The organism is Streptomyces albidicamelliae, from assembly GCF_025642175.1.
Lineage (GTDB): Bacteria > Actinomycetota > Actinomycetes > Streptomycetales > Streptomycetaceae > Streptomyces > Streptomyces albidocamelliae.
Genome location: NZ_CP106795.1, coordinates 4,254,251 through 4,270,475, shown reverse-complemented (window position 1 = coordinate 4,270,475; position 16,225 = coordinate 4,254,251). Strand labels below are relative to the sequence as shown.

General features: G+C 68.5%; 12 protein-coding genes. 5 read left to right on the top strand and 7 right to left on the bottom strand.

Going from position 1 to position 16,225, the window contains the following annotated elements; all coding sequences use genetic code 11:
• Nucleotides 1–14: 14 nt before the first annotated feature.
• Nucleotides 15–2,387, bottom strand: coding sequence for a DUF6049 family protein (locus tag N8I86_RS19700; protein WP_073887322.1), 2,373 nt, complete (start codon nt 2,385–2,387; stop codon nt 15–17).
• Nucleotides 2,388–2,644: 257 nt separating this feature from the next.
• Between N8I86_RS19700 and N8I86_RS19695 the strand changes: the two genes are divergently transcribed.
• Nucleotides 2,645–4,087 (top strand): CCA tRNA nucleotidyltransferase, encoded by a 1,443-nt coding sequence (locus N8I86_RS19695; protein WP_263278338.1) that lies wholly within the window; start codon nt 2,645–2,647, stop codon nt 4,085–4,087.
• Between the two features lie 96 nt (nt 4,088–4,183).
• Here N8I86_RS19695 and N8I86_RS19690 read toward each other — a convergent pair whose 3' ends face one another.
• The 3 genes from N8I86_RS19690 to N8I86_RS19680 form a co-directional block, all read right to left on the bottom strand.
• Nucleotides 4,184–5,458 carry an MFS transporter gene (locus N8I86_RS19690; RefSeq protein ID WP_263278337.1) on the bottom strand — a complete coding sequence of 425 codons (1,275 nt, stop codon included), beginning with the start codon at nt 5,456–5,458 and terminating at the stop codon, nt 4,184–4,186.
• Nucleotides 5,459–5,553: 95 nt separating this feature from the next.
• A complete protein-coding gene (locus N8I86_RS19685) occupies nt 5,554–6,636 on the bottom strand; it encodes an inositol-3-phosphate synthase (RefSeq protein WP_073887317.1) in 1,083 nt (360 codons plus the stop codon).
• A 43-nt stretch (nt 6,637–6,679) separates the two neighbouring features.
• On the bottom strand, nt 6,680–7,363 hold the full coding sequence (locus tag N8I86_RS19680) for a PadR family transcriptional regulator (protein ID WP_073887315.1): 684 nt from the start codon (nt 7,361–7,363) through the stop codon (nt 6,680–6,682).
• Between the two features lie 394 nt (nt 7,364–7,757).
• On the opposite strand from N8I86_RS19680, the gene N8I86_RS19675 reads away from it, so the two are divergent.
• Both N8I86_RS19675 and N8I86_RS19670 read left to right on the top strand, forming a co-directional pair.
• Entirely contained in the window at nt 7,758–10,457 is a 2,700-nt protein-coding gene (locus N8I86_RS19675) for a transglycosylase domain-containing protein (RefSeq protein WP_263278336.1), read from the top strand.
• A 129-nt stretch (nt 10,458–10,586) separates the two neighbouring features.
• Nucleotides 10,587–12,119: a glycosyltransferase family 87 protein gene (locus tag N8I86_RS19670; RefSeq protein ID WP_263278335.1), complete on the top strand. Its 1,533-nt coding sequence runs from the start codon at nt 10,587–10,589 to the stop codon at nt 12,117–12,119.
• A 102-nt stretch (nt 12,120–12,221) separates the two neighbouring features.
• On the opposite strand, the gene N8I86_RS19665 is transcribed toward N8I86_RS19670, so the two are convergent.
• The 3 genes from N8I86_RS19665 to N8I86_RS19655 form a co-directional block, all read right to left on the bottom strand.
• Nucleotides 12,222–13,253, bottom strand: a complete 1,032-nt coding sequence (locus N8I86_RS19665) for an alanine racemase (protein WP_073887309.1) — start codon at nt 13,251–13,253, stop codon at nt 12,222–12,224.
• An 83-nt stretch (nt 13,254–13,336) separates the two neighbouring features.
• Nucleotides 13,337–14,458: a peptidoglycan bridge formation glycyltransferase FemX gene (femX, locus tag N8I86_RS19660; protein ID WP_073887307.1), complete on the bottom strand. Its 1,122-nt coding sequence runs from the start codon at nt 14,456–14,458 to the stop codon at nt 13,337–13,339.
• 176 nt (nt 14,459–14,634) lie between these two features.
• A complete protein-coding gene (locus N8I86_RS19655; protein ID WP_073887305.1) occupies nt 14,635–14,952 on the bottom strand; it encodes a hypothetical protein in 318 nt (105 codons plus the stop codon).
• Between the two features lie 285 nt (nt 14,953–15,237).
• Here N8I86_RS19655 and rpsF point away from each other — a divergent pair, with 285 nt between their 5' ends.
• Complete coding sequence (gene rpsF, locus N8I86_RS19650; RefSeq protein ID WP_009189556.1) at nt 15,238–15,528, top strand: 30S ribosomal protein S6; 291 nt, start codon at nt 15,238–15,240, stop codon at nt 15,526–15,528.
• A 75-nt stretch (nt 15,529–15,603) separates the two neighbouring features.
• Entirely contained in the window at nt 15,604–16,194 is a 591-nt protein-coding gene (locus N8I86_RS19645) for a single-stranded DNA-binding protein (protein WP_073887303.1), read from the top strand.
• Nucleotides 16,195–16,225: the final 31 nt, after the last annotated feature.

Sequence of the window (16,225 nt, the reverse complement as noted above, 5' to 3'; positions counted from 1 at the left end):
GGCCACGACATCGCTCAACGGTCCACTCTCTCACCCGTCCCGGACGGGTCGGTGCTTTCCGGTGCGGTGTCCGGCGCAGGGTCACTCGGCTGCTCCGGGTCGCCTGCCCCGGTGGCGGAGTCGGACTCCTCGGGGAGACGGTCGCCGGGTGCTCCGGGGTTCCCGGGCTCGTCGGTGGCCTCGGCCGTCCCGTCGGGGCCGTCCTCCTCGGCCTGGCGGGCGGCCGCGCGCTTGCGCTGGGTGTACATCCGGAAACCGGCGAGGACGAGCAGCAGCACGCCGCCGCCGATGACCAGCATCACCGTGGGGGTGACCTCGGTGACCTTCACGTCGAAGCTGACCGCGTCGCCGTACTCCTGGCCGTCCTCCGTGTACAGCTGGGCGGTCACCGTGACACGGCCGTTGGCGCCCGCCGCCGTGGCGAACTTCACGGACTGGCTGTGCCCGCCGGAGACCTCCACGGGCTCCTCGTAGTAGGCCTTGCCGTGGATCTTCAGACGGGTCGGCATGGTCGAGGTCAGGCGCAGGACCAGATGCCCGACGGGCTGGACCAGGTTGTTCTGGACGGTGACGGGGATGGTGGCGCTGCGGCCGGAGAGCTTGGTCTCCGACTTGTCGATCAGCTTCACCTGGTCGGCGAGCTCGTCGAGCCATGCCTCCACGCCGCCCCGGTAGCTGTCCGCCTCCTCGCTCCGGCCGCGCCACGACGTGGACATCTCACGGTTTATGGCCCGCCCGAAGGGGGTGACCACCCGGGACCGGTCGGTGAGGATCACCTGGAAGTTGTCGAGCTTGTCCTGGGTGAGCGCGATCTGCTGGAAGGCCGTCCGCGGCAGCTCCTGCCGGCGCAGCGAGGACGGGTAGGCGGAGGTCGACGGGATGCGCGTGGTGGCTTGGGCGTCGGGCTTGTCCTTGGCGGCCGCGGTGAGGTCCTGGGACTCGGACCAGGTGCTGTCCTGGAGAGCCTTCAGGGCGGTGGCCATCGCCTGGGCCTGGCTCGCGGTGGGGGTGCGCTGGGGCGCGACGACGATGCTGCGCTGCTCGCCGGTCTGGGCGTTCAGTTCGAGGGTCTGGGCCAGGAACCGCTGTACAGCGAGCGTGGACGAGCCGGCGTCCGTCAGATCGCGCTCGAAGGCGGTGGACAGCCGGCCGTCGGCCACCACGGCCGTGGTGCCTCCGCCGACCGGGCGGGCGGCGGAGGGGGTGTACGACAACCCGGCCGTCTCCTGAAGGCTGTCGCTGCGGGCGATCACCCGGTCGGCTCCGGCGGACGTCGCGACCTTCATGATCGACGGGTCCACGGCCCCGTTCACGGGCCAGGCGAAGTCGGTGCTCGGTGTGACGTGAAGCACGGTCTTGACCGTGGTGGCGGCGACGTCGGTGGCGCCCTTGAGGTAGCTCAGGGAGCCGGTGACGCTGGTGCCGTTGTGCGCGAGGGACGCCAGGTCGGGGTCGCCGAAGGGGAGCGCGACGACCTCCTTGCCCGCCACCGCCTTCTGCAGGTTCGCCAGCCACTGCTTGGCGAGCGCCTGGTGCTCGCGGGAACCGGGCGTGGTGTTGTCGCCGTCGCCCTGGATCCGGTAGTTGCCCAGCGCCATCGCGTCCACCGAGGCCAGCAGGTCCGGGTCGATCACCCAGGTGACGTCCAGGTCCTTGCCCAGCTCCACCATCTGCGCCAGCCGCCCGCCCGGCGCGAGCTCCTCGGCCAGGTCGTCGTCGCGGAACACCGGTGTCTGCTGCTCGCCCGCGCCCGTCTTGGCCGTCATGTGGACCGTGGACAGCAGCGGCCACAGGAAGGTGGTCTTCGTCCTGGTGTCGGCCTCGGAGGGCTGCCACGGCAGGAACGTCCGCTGGATGCCGAGAATCTGGTCCCAGGGCTGGGCGGAGGTCTGGCCGGACAGGGCGACGCCGAACTCGTAGACGCCGTCCTGGCCGAGGTTCAGCTTGTCGACGGGCACGGAGATGCTGAAGTGCTCGGAGACGCCCGGGGCCAGCTTGGCGAACTTCTCCTCGTACTTGCCGTCGACCTCGGTGCCGGTACCGCCCTGCAGGTCGTCGGCGTGCCGGGCGACCCCGTCGACGGCCGAGCGGGTGTTGAGCATCGGGCCCACCCGCAGGCCTACGTGGGCGCCGGTGACGGTCTGCTTGCCCTTGTTGGTCACCGTGCCGGAGACGGTCAGCGTGTCCCCGTCACCGGGGGCATTGGGGCTCAGCGAATCCAGGGAGACGGCGACCGTGTCCGAGGCGGCGGCCTGGGCGGGCGCCGCGGCGGGCAGCTGGAGCAGCCCGGCGAGCAAGGGCGCACCCGCGAGCAGCGCGCCGGTGCGCCTCAGCCACCGGCGGGCAGGTGAGGCACTGGTCCCCTGGAAGTGAGCCGCCTCGGCCACGCGCTCGTCCGTCCCTCGTCGTCGTCAGTGGTCGTCGGAATGTGCGTCCACGCATGGTAACGAGGCCCGCTGAGGGGAAGTGCCGCGGTCTGCCACACAAGATCGCATGGCTGAGGGCACCCCGTCCTCTCTGTCCAGTATTGAGGGGACCACATGCGTACGCGGTAAGAGCTGCGTTTGCGCGGGTATGGCGGGAGCTGCTACCGCCGCCTTATGAGGGAGCCTGCGGAGGCGCGAGGCACGTACCCTCTTCTGTTGTGCCGAACGCCAACGAAGACACTCCCTCCGCCCTGAGCAAGGCGCAGCAGCGCGCGGTCGCCGAGCTGCTGCGGGTGGCCCCTGTCGCTGATGATCTCGCCCGCCGATTCCACGAGGCCGGGTTCTCCCTCGCCCTGGTGGGTGGATCGGTACGCGACGCATTGCTGGGCCGGCTGGGGAACGACCTGGACTTCACCACCGACGCCCGCCCCGAGGACGTACTGAAGATTGTCCGGCCCTGGGCCGACGCCGTCTGGGACGTGGGAATCGCTTTCGGCACCGTCGGCGCGCACAAGGGCGGCTACCAGATCGAGATCACGACCTACCGCTCGGAGGCCTACGACCGCACCTCCCGCAAGCCCGAGGTGTCGTACGGCGACTCCATCGAGGAGGACCTGGTTCGCCGCGACTTCACGGTCAACGCGATGGCCGTGGCGCTGCCGGAGAAGGAGTTCGTCGATCCCCACGGCGGCCTGGAGGACCTCGCGGCGCGCGTGCTGCGTACGCCGGGCACGCCCGAGGCGTCGTTCTCGGACGACCCCCTGCGGATGATGCGGGCTGCCCGCTTTGCCGCCCAGCTGGACTTCGAGGTGGCCCCCGAGGTCGTCACCGCCATGACGGAGATGTCCGGACGAATCGAGATCGTCTCGGCGGAGCGGGTCCGGGACGAGCTCAACAAGCTGATCCTCTCCGACCACCCGCGCAAGGGCCTGTCCCTGCTGGTCGACACCGGGCTAGCCGACCATGTGCTGCCCGAGCTTCCGGCACTGCGCCTGGAAAGTGACGAGCACCACCGGCACAAGGACGTCTACGACCACACACTCATCGTCCTGGAGCAGGCGATGGCGCTGGAGACCGACGGCCCCGACCTCACGCTCCGGCTGGCCGCCCTGCTGCACGACATCGGCAAGCCGCGCACCCGCCGCTTCGAGAAGGACGGCCGGGTCTCGTTCCATCACCACGAGGTGGTCGGCGCCAAGATGACCAAGAAGCGCATGACCGCCTTGAAATACTCCAACGAGCTGGTGAAGGACGTCTCACGGCTGGTGGAACTGCATCTGCGCTTCCACGGCTACGGCACGGGCGAGTGGACGGACTCGGCGGTCCGTCGATACGTCCGCGACGGGGGCCCGCTGCTGGACCGCCTGCACAAGCTGACCCGATCCGACTGCACCACCCGCAACAAGCGGAAGGCCGCGACCCTGTCCCGGGCGTACGACGGCCTGGAAGAGCGGATCGCTCAGTTGCAGGAGCGGGAGGAGCTGGATTCGATCCGTCCGGACCTCGACGGCAACCAGATCATGGAGATTCTGGGCGTGGGTCCCGGGCCGGTCATTGGCAAGGCGTACAAGCACATGCTGGAGCTGCGCCTGGAGAACGGGCCCATGGAGCACGATGCCGCGGTGGCCGCACTCAAGGAGTGGTGGGCCGCGCAGAGCTGAGCCGGGGGCGGTGCGGTGTTTCACGTGAAACATCCACCGGCTCTGGCGAAGACGAGGGGCGATGTTTCACGTGAAACATCGCCCCTGTTTGTCTTCTCACTCTCTGCCCCACCGTCGCTCGAAGCGACCCAGCGTCACGGCGACCGTCCCGTAGACCAGGGCGACGAGTACGACCAGGACGGCCGAGCGGCCGCTCGGTGGCAGCATCAGAGCCGCCACGCCCGCCGCGCCGACGAACGCCACATTGAACAGGACGTCGTACACGGAGAAGACCCGGCCGCGGAAGCCGTCATCGACGGACGACTGGACGATCGTGTCCGTGGCGATCTTGGCGCCCTGGGTGGTCAGACCCAGCAGGAAGGCGGCGACCAGCAGCGGACCGGTGGCGAACGACAGGCCCAGGGCCGGTACGAGCACCGCGGCCGTACCGGAGCACACCACGATCCACCGGCCGGGGCCGAGACGCGCGGCCGTCCACGGGGTCACCGCGGCCGCGGCGAAGAAGCCGGCGCCGGACAGGGCCAACATCAGTCCCAGCAGACGGAGGCCGTCGTCCATGCTGGCGGAGAGGGAATAGCGGCACAGCATGAGGAGCAGGACCAGGAGCGCGCCGTAGCAGAAGCGCATCGATGTCATCGCGGCCAGAGACCAGGCCGCCTCCCTGCGCCGGGGCTGTCCCAGGTGGCGCACGGCCGCCATCAGATCGCGTGCGTCGTCGGCGAGCGCGGTGCCCAGACGTGACCGTGCCGGCTGCCGGTCCGGGCCGAGGAGGGTGGGGGCCATGCTCAGGGACGCGAGGCCCGCGCAGAGGTAGAGGAAGGCGCCGAGGAGCACCACCGCGGCGTCCGAGCCCGATGCCCCCAGCCGCACGGCGAACGCCAGACCGCCGCCGGCGGTCGCCGCAAGGGTCCCGGCCGTCGGGGACAGGGAGTTGGCCAGCACCAGACGCTCGGTGTCGGCCACACGGGGCAGCGCGGCGGACAGCCCGGCGAGGACGAAGCGGTTGACGGCCGTCACGCAGAGCGCGGACACGTAGAAGAGCCAGTCCGGGACGTCGCTGATCATCAGGACGGCGGTGACACCGGCCAGCCCTGCACGCAGCACATTGCCGTACAGGAAGACCTGCCGACGGCGCCAGCGGTCCAGCAGAACGCCCGCGAACGGGCCGACCAGTGAATAGGGGAGCAGCAGGACCGCCATCGCCGAGGCGATCGCGGCGGCCGAGGTCTGCTTCTCCGGGGAGAAGACGACATAGGCGGCGAGCGCGACCTGGTAGACCCCGTCGGCGCCCTGGGACAGCAGACGGACGTACAGCAGGCGCCGGAAGTTCCGTAGACGCAACAGGACGCGCAGGTCACGGACGACGGGCATGGATCACACCCTCACACATGCGGAGGGTCCCCGGGTCGACAACCCGGGGACCCTCCGCAGCCCTGGCAGGAGCGTTCGCGTGCGAGCGGCCGTTCTTAGCGCTCGACCTCGCCGCTGATGAACTTCTCGACGTTGGTGCGGGCCTCGTCGTCGAAGTACTGGACCGGCGGGGACTTCATGAAGTACGAGGACGCGGAGAGGATCGGACCGCCGATGCCGCGGTCCTTGGCGATCTTCGCGGCACGCAGCGCGTCGATGATGACACCCGCGGAATTCGGGGAGTCCCAGACCTCGAGCTTGTACTCCAGGTTCAGCGGGACGTCACCGAAGGCGCGGCCCTCGAGGCGGACGTAGGCCCACTTGCGGTCGTCCAGCCAGGCCACGTAGTCGGACGGGCCGATGTGCACGTTCTTCTCGCCGAGGTCCCGGTCGGGGATCTGCGAGGTCACGGCCTGCGTCTTGGAGATCTTCTTGGACTCCAGGCGCTCGCGCTCGAGCATGTTCTTGAAGTCCATGTTGCCGCCGACGTTCAGCTGCATCGTGCGGTCGAGGATGACACCGCGGTCCTCGAACAGCTTCGCCATGACGCGGTGCGTGATGGTGGCGCCGACCTGCGACTTGATGTCGTCACCGACGATCGGGACACCGGCCTCGGTGAACTTGTCCGCCCACTCCTTGGTGCCGGCGATGAAGACCGGGAGGGCGTTGACGAAGGCGACCTTGGCGTCGATGGCGCACTGGGCGTAGAACTTCGCCGCGTCCTCGGAACCGACGGGGAGGTAGCAGACCAGGACGTCGACCTGCTTGTCCTTCAGGATCTGGACGACGTCGACCGGCTCGGCGTCGGACTCCTCGATGGTGGCCCGGTAGTACTTGCCGAGACCGTCGAGGGTGTGACCGCGCTGGACCGTGACACCGGTGTTGGGCACGTCGCAGATCTTGATGGTGTTGTTCTCCGAGGCACCGATCGCGTCCGCGAGGTCGAGACCGACCTTCTTGGCGTCGACGTCGAAGGCGGCGACGAACTCGACGTCGCGCACGTGGTAGTCGCCGAACTGCACGTGCATCAGGCCGGGGACCTTCGACGCCGGGTCGGCGTCCTTGTAGTACTCGACGCCCTGCACCAGCGACGCGGCGCAGTTGCCCACGCCGACGATGGCTACGCGAACCGAACCCATTCCGGTTGCTCCCTGTGTGTACGAGTGAGGCCCTGAGTGGGTCTCACGTGGCGGTGTCGTCGGGCGTATCCGTCCGGGGGGTTTCCCCGGCACGGGGCAGGCCGCCCGTCGATCCAGTGGTGGTGTCCTGCTGAGCGGGCCCCCCGGACGCGGAACCCTTGAGGTCCCGTCCGGCCCGCTCGCTCTCGATGAGCTCGTTCAGCCAGCGCACTTCGCGCTCCACGGACTCCATTCCGTGGCGCTGGAGCTCAAGTGTGTAGTCGTCGAGGCGCTCCCGCGTGCGCGTCAGGGAGGTGCGCATCTTTTCCAGGCGCTCCTCCAGGCGGCTGCGCCGGCCTTCCAGCACACGCATGCGCACATCGCGCGAGGTCTGTCCGAAGAAGGCGAACCGGGCCGCGAAGTGCTCGTCCTCGTAGGCGTCGGGGCCGGTCTGCGAGAGCAGCTCCTCGAAGTGCTCCTTGCCCTCGGCCGTCAACCGGTAGACGATCTTGGCGCGTCGTCCGGTGAGGGGGGCGGTGAGGGCGTCCTCGTGGGTGCTGCCGGGTTCCTCGATCAACCAGCCGTTGGTGACCAGTGTCTTGAGGCAGGGGTACAGGGTTCCGTAGCTGAAGGCACGGAACACACCCAGTGAAGTATTGAGTCGCTTGCGCAGCTCGTAGCCGTGCATGGGGGACTCGCGGAGCAGGCCGAGCACGGCGAACTCGAGGATGCCGGAGCGCCGGCTCATCGTCGCCTCCTCTCGTCCCGCAGGTGGTCCCGCAGGTCTCGCAGTGCCTCTCAGCATCTTTATCTCGCGCTGATGTATCGACTCGATACATCCAGACGATAGAACGGCCTTGCCTGTGCGACAAGGGGGAGGGCGGTGAACGGGATCACATCACCGATTCGTAGGAGGTGAGTTGCCTGATTTGGGGTGAACTTCCAGCCTCGGCCGGTTTTGGCGGTGCGTAGTCTGTGCGGCATGCATACCGCCGGGAACCAAGTGACGTTTGGGGAGCGTCCTTGTCCCCGGTGCAGTACGGGTGAATGCAGAACCGACCACATCCGTACTTCGGGGGGACCGGAAATCAGCCGCCTTTCCAGGCGCGCAGGGGTGCGCCTGCCCGAGGAGTAATCGTTCGATGAGCGAGCACCGTCGCAAACCGCCGCAGCCGCAGGGAGGCGGACGTGCCGCGGCCCGACGCGGCCAGCCCGATGCGTCCTCCGGCCGCCGTGCGGCACCGCGAGGCGCCACCGGGTCTCCTGCCGACTTCTATGGCTCGGGAGGTGAGGAGCACTCCTACGGCGGACGCGCAGAGGCCCGCCGGGCGGCACAGAAGGGCGGCAGGCGCCGAGCGCCCGAGACCACGGGCCCGGGCGGCCGCCGTGGCGGTCCAGGAGGTCCGGCCGGCCCCGGGCGCGGCAGAGGCCGCGCGACCCCGCCTCCCGGCAAGAAGCGTTTCATCGACTACCCCAGGTCCGACAAGTTCGGCTGGCAGCGCTGGATGCCGTCCTGGAAGCTCGTGACCGGCCTGTTCATCGGCTTCATGGGAAGCCTGGTGGCGGTGGCGGGTATCGGTTACGCGATGGTGGACATTCCCATCGTGGCGAAGACCGCCAAGGCGCAGAACAACGTCTACTACTGGTCCGACGGATCGGTGATGGTCGCCACCGGCGGTGAGATCAACCGCCAGATCATCAACTACGCGGACATCCCCAAGGAGATGCGCTACGCCGTCATCTCGCAGGAGAACAAGACCTTCGAGACCGACAGCGGCATCGACCCCAAGGGCATCGCGCGCGCGGTCTTCAACATGGCCAAGGGCGGTCAGACGCAGGGTGGATCGACGATCACCCAGCAGTACGTGAAGAACGCCATGCTGGACGACCAGTCGCAGACGCTCTCCCGCAAGTTCAAGGAGATCTTCGTCTCGATCAAGGTGGGCGCCGAGGTTCCGAAGACGCAGATCATGGCCGGCTACCTGAACTCGGCCTACTTCGGCCGTGGCGCCTACGGCCTCGAGGCGGCTTCCCGTGCCTACTTCAACAAGGACGCCGATCAACTGAACCCGGGTGAGTGCGCCTTCCTGTCGGCCATGCTCAAGGGCGCCACCTATTACGACCCGGCCGGCGCCACCTCGCTGGACCCGACCGGCGCCACCCCCGAGGCGAACAAGAAGCGTGCCCTCTCGCAGATGCAGGACACCCTCGACAAGATGGTCGAGTACGGCCACCTGAGCCCCACCGAGCGGGCCAAGTACCGGACTCTCCCGAAGTGGCAGAACCCGCGGTCGAACAGCCGGCTCGGCGGTCAGATCGGCTATCTGGTCGACCTCGCCAAGTCCTACCTGATCAACAACAGCGAGAAGACCAAGGTCACCGAGGAAAAGCTGCAGAAGGGCGGGTACCGGATCTACACGACCTTCGACAAGACGAAGGTCAAGGAGCTGGAGTCCGCGGTCAAGAAGGTCCAGAAGGGCAACATCAAGCCGAAGCAGCGGCCGGAGACCGACACCCACGTCCAGTTCGGTGGAGCCTCGGTGGACCCGGCGACGGGTGCCATCAAGGCGATCTACGGCGGTGAGGACGCGACCAAGCACTTCACCAACAACGCCGACTCCACCGGCGCCCAGGTCGGCTCGACGTTCAAGCCGTTCGTGCTGGCGGCGGCGATGAAGTGGGGCGTGAAGAACCCGGACCTCGGGGACGACCAGGCGCAGGACGAACGCACGCAGGTCTCCCCCAAGAGCCTGTACAGCGGCAAGAACAAGCTCAAGATCAAGAACTACGACGGGTCGGTCTGGACGGACAAGGACGGCAAGGAGTGGCTCCAGACCAACGACGGCAACGAGTCCGTCAATCCGCCCACGTACAAGATCGACCTGCGTGAGGCGATGCGGCTCTCGGTGAACTCCGCCTATGTTCAGCTCGGCATGGACGTCGGTCTGGACAAGGTCAAGGAGACGGCACTGGACGCGGGCGTGCTGAAGGGCAGTCTCGCCAGCGCGAACTATCCGTCGTTCTCGATCGGTACGTCCGACCCCAGTGCGATCCGCATGGCGGGCGCCTATGCCACGTTCGCCGCGAGCGGCGAGCAGAACCCCCCGTACTCGGTCTCCAAGGTCGAGGACAAGGACGGACAGGTCTACAAGCACCGGGCGGAGACCCACGAGGCCTTCACCTCGGCGGTGGCGGACAACGTCACCGACGTCCTGAAGACGGTGGTCGACAAGGGCACCGGTACCAGCGCCCAGCTCCCCGGCCGTCCGGTTGCCGGCAAGACCGGTACCACGGACGGCAACAAGTCCGCCTGGTTCGTGGGCTACACCCCCCAGCTGTCCACCGCGATCAGCATGTTCCGCCTGGACGACAACGCGAACAACAAAAAGCGCACGTTCCTGGAGATGTACGGAACCGGTGGCCAGGAGAAGATCCACGGTGCCTCGTTCCCGGCCGAGATCTGGCACGACTACATGGCGCAGGCGCTGAAGAACGCGCCGGTGAAGCCGTTCCCGACGCCCGTGCCCATCGGCAAGGTGATCAACGCCGAGCCGAGCCCCACCCCGACTCCATCGGTCACCGAGACCGAGGAGACGAGTCCGACACCGACTCCGACGCCGACCCAGAGCTCGCCCTCGCCGACCCCCTCGGCCAGCGACACCTGCGGCTTCTTCGGCTGCAACAACAACGGTGGCAACGGCAACGGTGGCAACGGCAACGGTGGTGCGGACGGTGGCACCGACGGTGGCACGACGCCGACACCGACCATCACCGAGTCCACCGGAACCGGCAATACCCGGGGCAACAGCAACGGCGGCTTCTTCGGAGGCCAGAACGGTTAGCGCCGCTTTCTGCCCGGTTGGCGGCCATACCGTCCGCCATGGGTGTTTCACGTGAAACATGGGCCGCCGCACCGAAGAGGTGCGGCGGCCCACGGCGTTTTCATGGACAGGTACGGCAGGATGTGCCCCATGCCCAGTGCAGAGATGACGCCCGCGAGCACGCACGAGCCCGAGCCCGTGCGGCGCACCACGGCAGAACCGGTGCAGCCGACCCGGGAGGACGAGGTCGCCGCGGCCGGCAGTGAGCTGATCGGCGGTCCCCTCGGGCGGCGTGCCCTGCTCGGGACCTCCTGGTGGACCCCGGTGCGGGTCGTCGCGCTCGTGGCGATCGGCATGTTCGCCCTCGGCCTGGTCCAGAAAGCGCCCTGCTACGACGGTGCCTGGTTCTTCGGCGCGAGCAGCCAGTACACCCATGCCTGCTACTCGGACATCCCGCACCTCTACCAGGGCCGCGGGTTCGCCGACCACCTCGTGCCCTACTTCGACAGGCTCTCGGGGGACATGGACTACCTCGAATACCCGGTGCTGACCGGAGTGTTCATGGAGGTGGCCTCCTGGCTGACCCCCCACAGCGGCAGCATCCAGCACCAGGAGCAGTGGTACTGGTTCGTCAACGCCGGCCTGCTCATGGTGTGTGCTGCCGTGATCGCGGTGTGCGTGGCGCGTACCCAGCGTCGCCGCCCCTGGGACGGCCTGCTGGTGGCTCTGGCGCCCGCCTTCGCTCTCACCGCGACCATCAACTGGGACCTGCTGGCCGTGGCGCTGACGGCCGCGGCGATGCTCATGTGGTCCCGGAGCCGGCCCGCCGCCTTCGGCGTCCTCCTGGGGCTCGCCACGGCCGCCAAGCTGTACCCCCTGTTCCTGCTCGCGCCGCTGCTGGTGCTGTGCTGGCGGGCGGGCAAGTGGCGGGAGTTCTTCCAGGCCGTGGGCGGCGCACTGGGCGCCTGGCTCGTGGTGAACCTGCCGGTGATGCTGTTCGCGTTCGACGGCTGGTCGAAGTTCTACCGGTTCAGCCACGACCGAGGCGTCGACTTCGGTTCCTTCTGGCTGATCTGGGCGCAGAACTCCAGCCACCCGCCCACCACCGACTTCGTGAACACCGTGGCCTCGGTGCTGGTGGTGCTCTGCTTCCTCGGGATCGGCGCTCTGACGTTCACCGCCCCGCGGCGGCCGCGCTTCGCCCAGCTGGCCTTCCTGATGATCGCGGCCTTCGTGCTCACCAACAAGGTCTACTCACCGCAGTACGTGCTGTGGCTGGTGCCGCTGGCGGTCCTCGCCCGGCCGAAGTGGCGGGACTTCCTGATCTGGCAGGCGTGCGAGGTGGCCTACTTCCTGGGCATCTGGCTCTACCTCGCCTACACGACCAGCGGAGACGCCCACAAGGGTCTGCCGACGCACGGCTACCACTGGGCGATCGTGCTGCACCTGCTGGGCACGCTCTACCTGTGCGCCGTCGTCGTACGGGACATCCTCATGCCGGAGCGGGACGTGGTTCGCAGGTCGGGCGACGACGACCCCTCGGGCGGGGTGCTCGACGGCGCGGAGGACGTCTTCGTGCTGGGCGCGGCGGCCCACCCGCCTCGTCACGCGGCGCACCCCGACGGTCCCCCCGTGGACTGGGGGCGGCCCGAGCACGTGACCCCCGAGGGGCGTTCGCTCTGAGCGAAATTCCTTCAGCGAAGTCATGAAGAAGGCCGTACACGCGAGACGTGTACGGCCTTCCTGCTGGTCCGGGAGGGGGTCTTTTCCCCGAGCGGACCGGGTCTAGCGGTCCACGATCCGGTCGAACTGCGTGGTGGTGTGCCGCAGATGGGCCACGAGTTCGTCGCCGACCTTCGGCTCCGGGGCGTCCGACGGGACGAAGAGGATGGAGACCTGCATGTGCGGCGGCTCGGCGAACCAGCGCTGCTTGCCGCCCCAGACGAACGGAGAAAGGTTCCGGTTGACCGTGGCGAGGCCGGCCCGGGCGACGCCCTTGGCGCGCGGCATGACGCCGTGCAGGGCCTTCGGGGCCTCCAGGCCCACCCCGTGCGACGTACCGCCCGCCACGACGACCAGGAAGCCGTCCGAGGCCGCCTTCTGCTGCCGGTAGCCGAAACGGTCACCCTTGGCGACACGCGTGACGTCCAGGACGGCACCGTGGTACTCGGTGGCGTCGTGGTCGCCCAGCCACAGGCGGGTGCCGATGCGGGCGCGGAATCGCGTCTGCGGGAACTGCTGCTGGAGCCGGGCGAGTTCGTCGGCCTTGAGGTGGCTGACGAACATCGTGTGCAGCGGCAGCCGGGCCGCGCGCAGCCGGTCCATCCAGCCGATGACCTCCTCGACGGCGTCCGAGCCGTCGGTGCGGTCCAGCGGCAGGTGGATGGCGAAGCCCTCCAGCCGGACGTTCTCAATGGCCTGGTGCAGCTGTGGCAGGTCCTGCTCGCTGATGCCGTGGCGCTTCATCGAGGACATCACCTCGATGACGACGCGCGCGCCCACGAGGCCGTACACGCCGTCGATCGACGACACCGAGCGCACCACCCGGTCCGGCAGCGGCACGGGCTCCTCGCCGCGCCGGTACGGCGTCAGCACCAGCAGGTCCCCGCCGAAGTAGTCCTTGATGCGCGCGGCCTCGTACGTCGTGCCGACGGCGAGCAGGTCCGCGCCGAGACGCGTGGCCTCCTCCGCCAGGCGCTCGTGCCCGAAGCCGTAGCCGTTGCCCTTGCAGACCGGGACGAGCCCCGGGAACTGCTCCTGCACGTGCTTGTGGTGCGCCCGCCAGCGCGCGGTGTCGACGTAGAGCGTGAGCGCCATGGCCGGACCCGGGACCTTTCTAGTGGCTGCGGTGTGTCAGAGGTGTGGAAGCTGTGGTGCCTATGGAACCAAACGACCGCGGCTCAGCGGCGCGACATGTAGATGTCGAGCGCCTTGTGGAGCAGCTTGTTCAGCGGGAAGTCCCACTCGCCGAGGTACTCGGCGGCCTGTCCGCCCGTGCCGACCTTGAACTGGATCAGGCCGAACAGGTGGTCCGTCTCGTCCAGCGAGTCGGAGATGCCGCGCAGGTCGTAGACGGTGCCGCCGAGCGCGTAGGCGTCGCGCAGCATCCGCCACTGCATCGCGTTCGAGGGCCGGACCTCGCGGCCGATGTTGTCGGAGGCGCCGTAGGAGTACCAGACGTGCCCGCCGACGATCAGCATCGTCGCCGCGGAGAGGTTCACCCCGTTGTGGCGGGCGAAGTACAGCCGCATGCGGTTGGGGTCCTCGGAGTTGAGGGCCGTCCACATGCGCTGGAAGTACGACAGCGGGCGCGGCCGGAAGTGGTCGCGCACGGCCGTGATCTCGTACAGCCGCTGCCACTCGGCGAGGTCCTGGTAGCCGCCCTGGACGACCTCGACGCCGGCCTTCTCCGCCTTCTTGATGTTGCGGCGCCACAGCTGGTTGAAGTTCTTGTGGACCTCTTCCAGCGAACGGTTGGCCAGCGGCACCTGGAAGACGTAGCGGGGCTGCACGTCACCGAAGCCGGCGCCGCCGTCCTCACCCTGCTGCCAGCCCATGCGCCGCAGCTTGTCGGCCACCTCGAAGGCGCGCGGCTCGATGAAGTCGGCCTCCAGGTCGCGCAGGCGCTTGACGTCCGGGTCCTGGATGCCCTTCTTGATGGTCTCGGCGTTCCAGCGCCGGATGATCACCGGGGGGCCCATCTTCACGGAGAAGGCGCCCTGCTGCTTCAGGTGCGCCAGCATCGGCTGGATCCAGTCGTCCAGGTTCGGCGCGTACCAGTTGATGACCGGGCCCTCGGGGAGGTAGGCGAGGTAGCGCTTGATCTTGGGCAGCTGGCGGTAGAGGACCATGCCCGCGCCGACCATCTCACCGGTGCGGTCGTCGAACCAGCCGAGGCTCTCCGAGCGCCACTCAGCCTTCACATCGGCCCATGCCGGGACCTGCATGTGGCTTGCCGCCGGCAGGCTCTGGATGTAGGCCAGATGCTGCTCGCGACTGATGGTCCTCAGGGTCAGGCTCATTCGGGGCGCTCCTCGGGCTGGGGTGTCCCCATGGGGTCAGGGGCTCCGGCTCTCGCGCCGAAGCCTACTGCGCCTTTCGAGCACCCCGACTGGGGTGCACGGGCTTCCGGTGCGCGGACATGACTCGTCGGGGCACCTCCACAGGGCTCGGAGGTGCCCCACGGGCGGTCGCCCGATCAGCCGATGAGGCCGCCGAACAGTCCGCCGTTCGCCATGCCGAGCATGAAACCGACGCCGGAGGCGCCGAGGCCAAGGATCAGACCGAAGCGTTCACGGGTGGTCACCGAGATCCACTGCCCGTACGCCCCGACGACGAGACCCACCAGGCCGGCCCAGGAGGCGAGCAGGTGGAGGCCGGCGAAGAAGCCTGTGATGAACGCCAGCACGCCCAGGACCAGAGTCACGGCCATCAGGGTGTCCTGGAGCGGATGGGGCTTGCCGTCCGTGGCGAAGAGGGATCCGGCGGTGTTGGGTTGCAATGCCTGCTGTGCCATGAGGCACCTCCTGCGGATCGCGGCGCACTGTAGCGCCATACACACCCGATGTGTACAGACTGACGGCCCCCGCCGCCTGATTTCAACCGGAAGCAGGTGTGCGGGTAGTCTGTACCGTCTGCACCGGTGTCTGCCCAGAGCTGGCCAGGTCACACTGGGGCCACGCTGCGGGATCCCCTTCGGGACCCCGCATTGTCAGTGGCGGCCGATACCGTTGCGTACGCATCACGACCCTCCTGCCACGGAACGACCGTGGCCGCTGAGTCCAAAGGAGGTGGGTTCCACATGCGTCACTACGAGGTGATGGTCATCCTCGACCCCGATCTCGAGGAGCGTTCGGTCTCCCCGCTGATCGAGAACTTCCTGTCTGTCGTCCGTGACGGCGGCGGCAAGGTTGAGAAGGTCGACACCTGGGGCCGTCGTCGTCTCGCCTACGAGATCAAGAAGAAGCCCGAGGGCATCTACTCGGTCATCGACCTGCAGGCCGAGCCTGCGGTCGTCAAGGAGCTCGACCGCCAGATGAACCTGAACGAGTCGGTCCTCCGGACCAAGGTCCTCCGTCCCGAGACCCACTGAGCTCTCCAGCTCAGCTGATCCCGGGATTCGAGTAGCAACCAAGCAGCCAGAGCAAACCCGCCGAGAGGTTCCCCCATGGCAGGCGAGACCGTCATCACGGTCATCGGCAATCTTGTCGACGACCCCGAGCTGCGCTTCACCCCGTCCGGTGCGGCGGTCGCGAAGTTCCGCGTCGCGTCCACTCCCCGCACCTTCGACCGCCAGACGAACGAGTGGAAGGACGGCGAGAGCCTGTTCCTGACCTGCTCGGTCTGGCGTCAGGCGGCGGAGAACGTCGCCGAGTCGCTGCAGCGAGGCATGCGCGTCATCGTGCAGGGCCGGCTGAAGCAGCGGTCCTACGAGGACCGCGAGGGCGTCAAGCGCACGGTCTACGAGCTGGACGTCGACGAGGTCGGCCCCAGCCTGCGCAACGCCACCGCCAAGGTCACCAAGACCGCCGGTGGCGGTGGCCGCGGTGGCCAGGGTGGTTACGGCGGCGGTGGCGGCGGCGGCCAGCAGGGCGGCGGCTGGGGCGGTGGCTCCGGCGGCGGCCAGCAGGGCGGCGGCGGTGCTCCGGCCGACGACCCCTGGGCGACCGGCGCTCCCGCCGGTGGCAACCAGGGCGGCGGCGGCTGGGGCGGCGGCTCCGGCGGCGGTGGCGGCTACTCGGACGAGCCCCCCTTCTAGGTCTTCGGACCGAGGGCGGGTCGTACCCAAA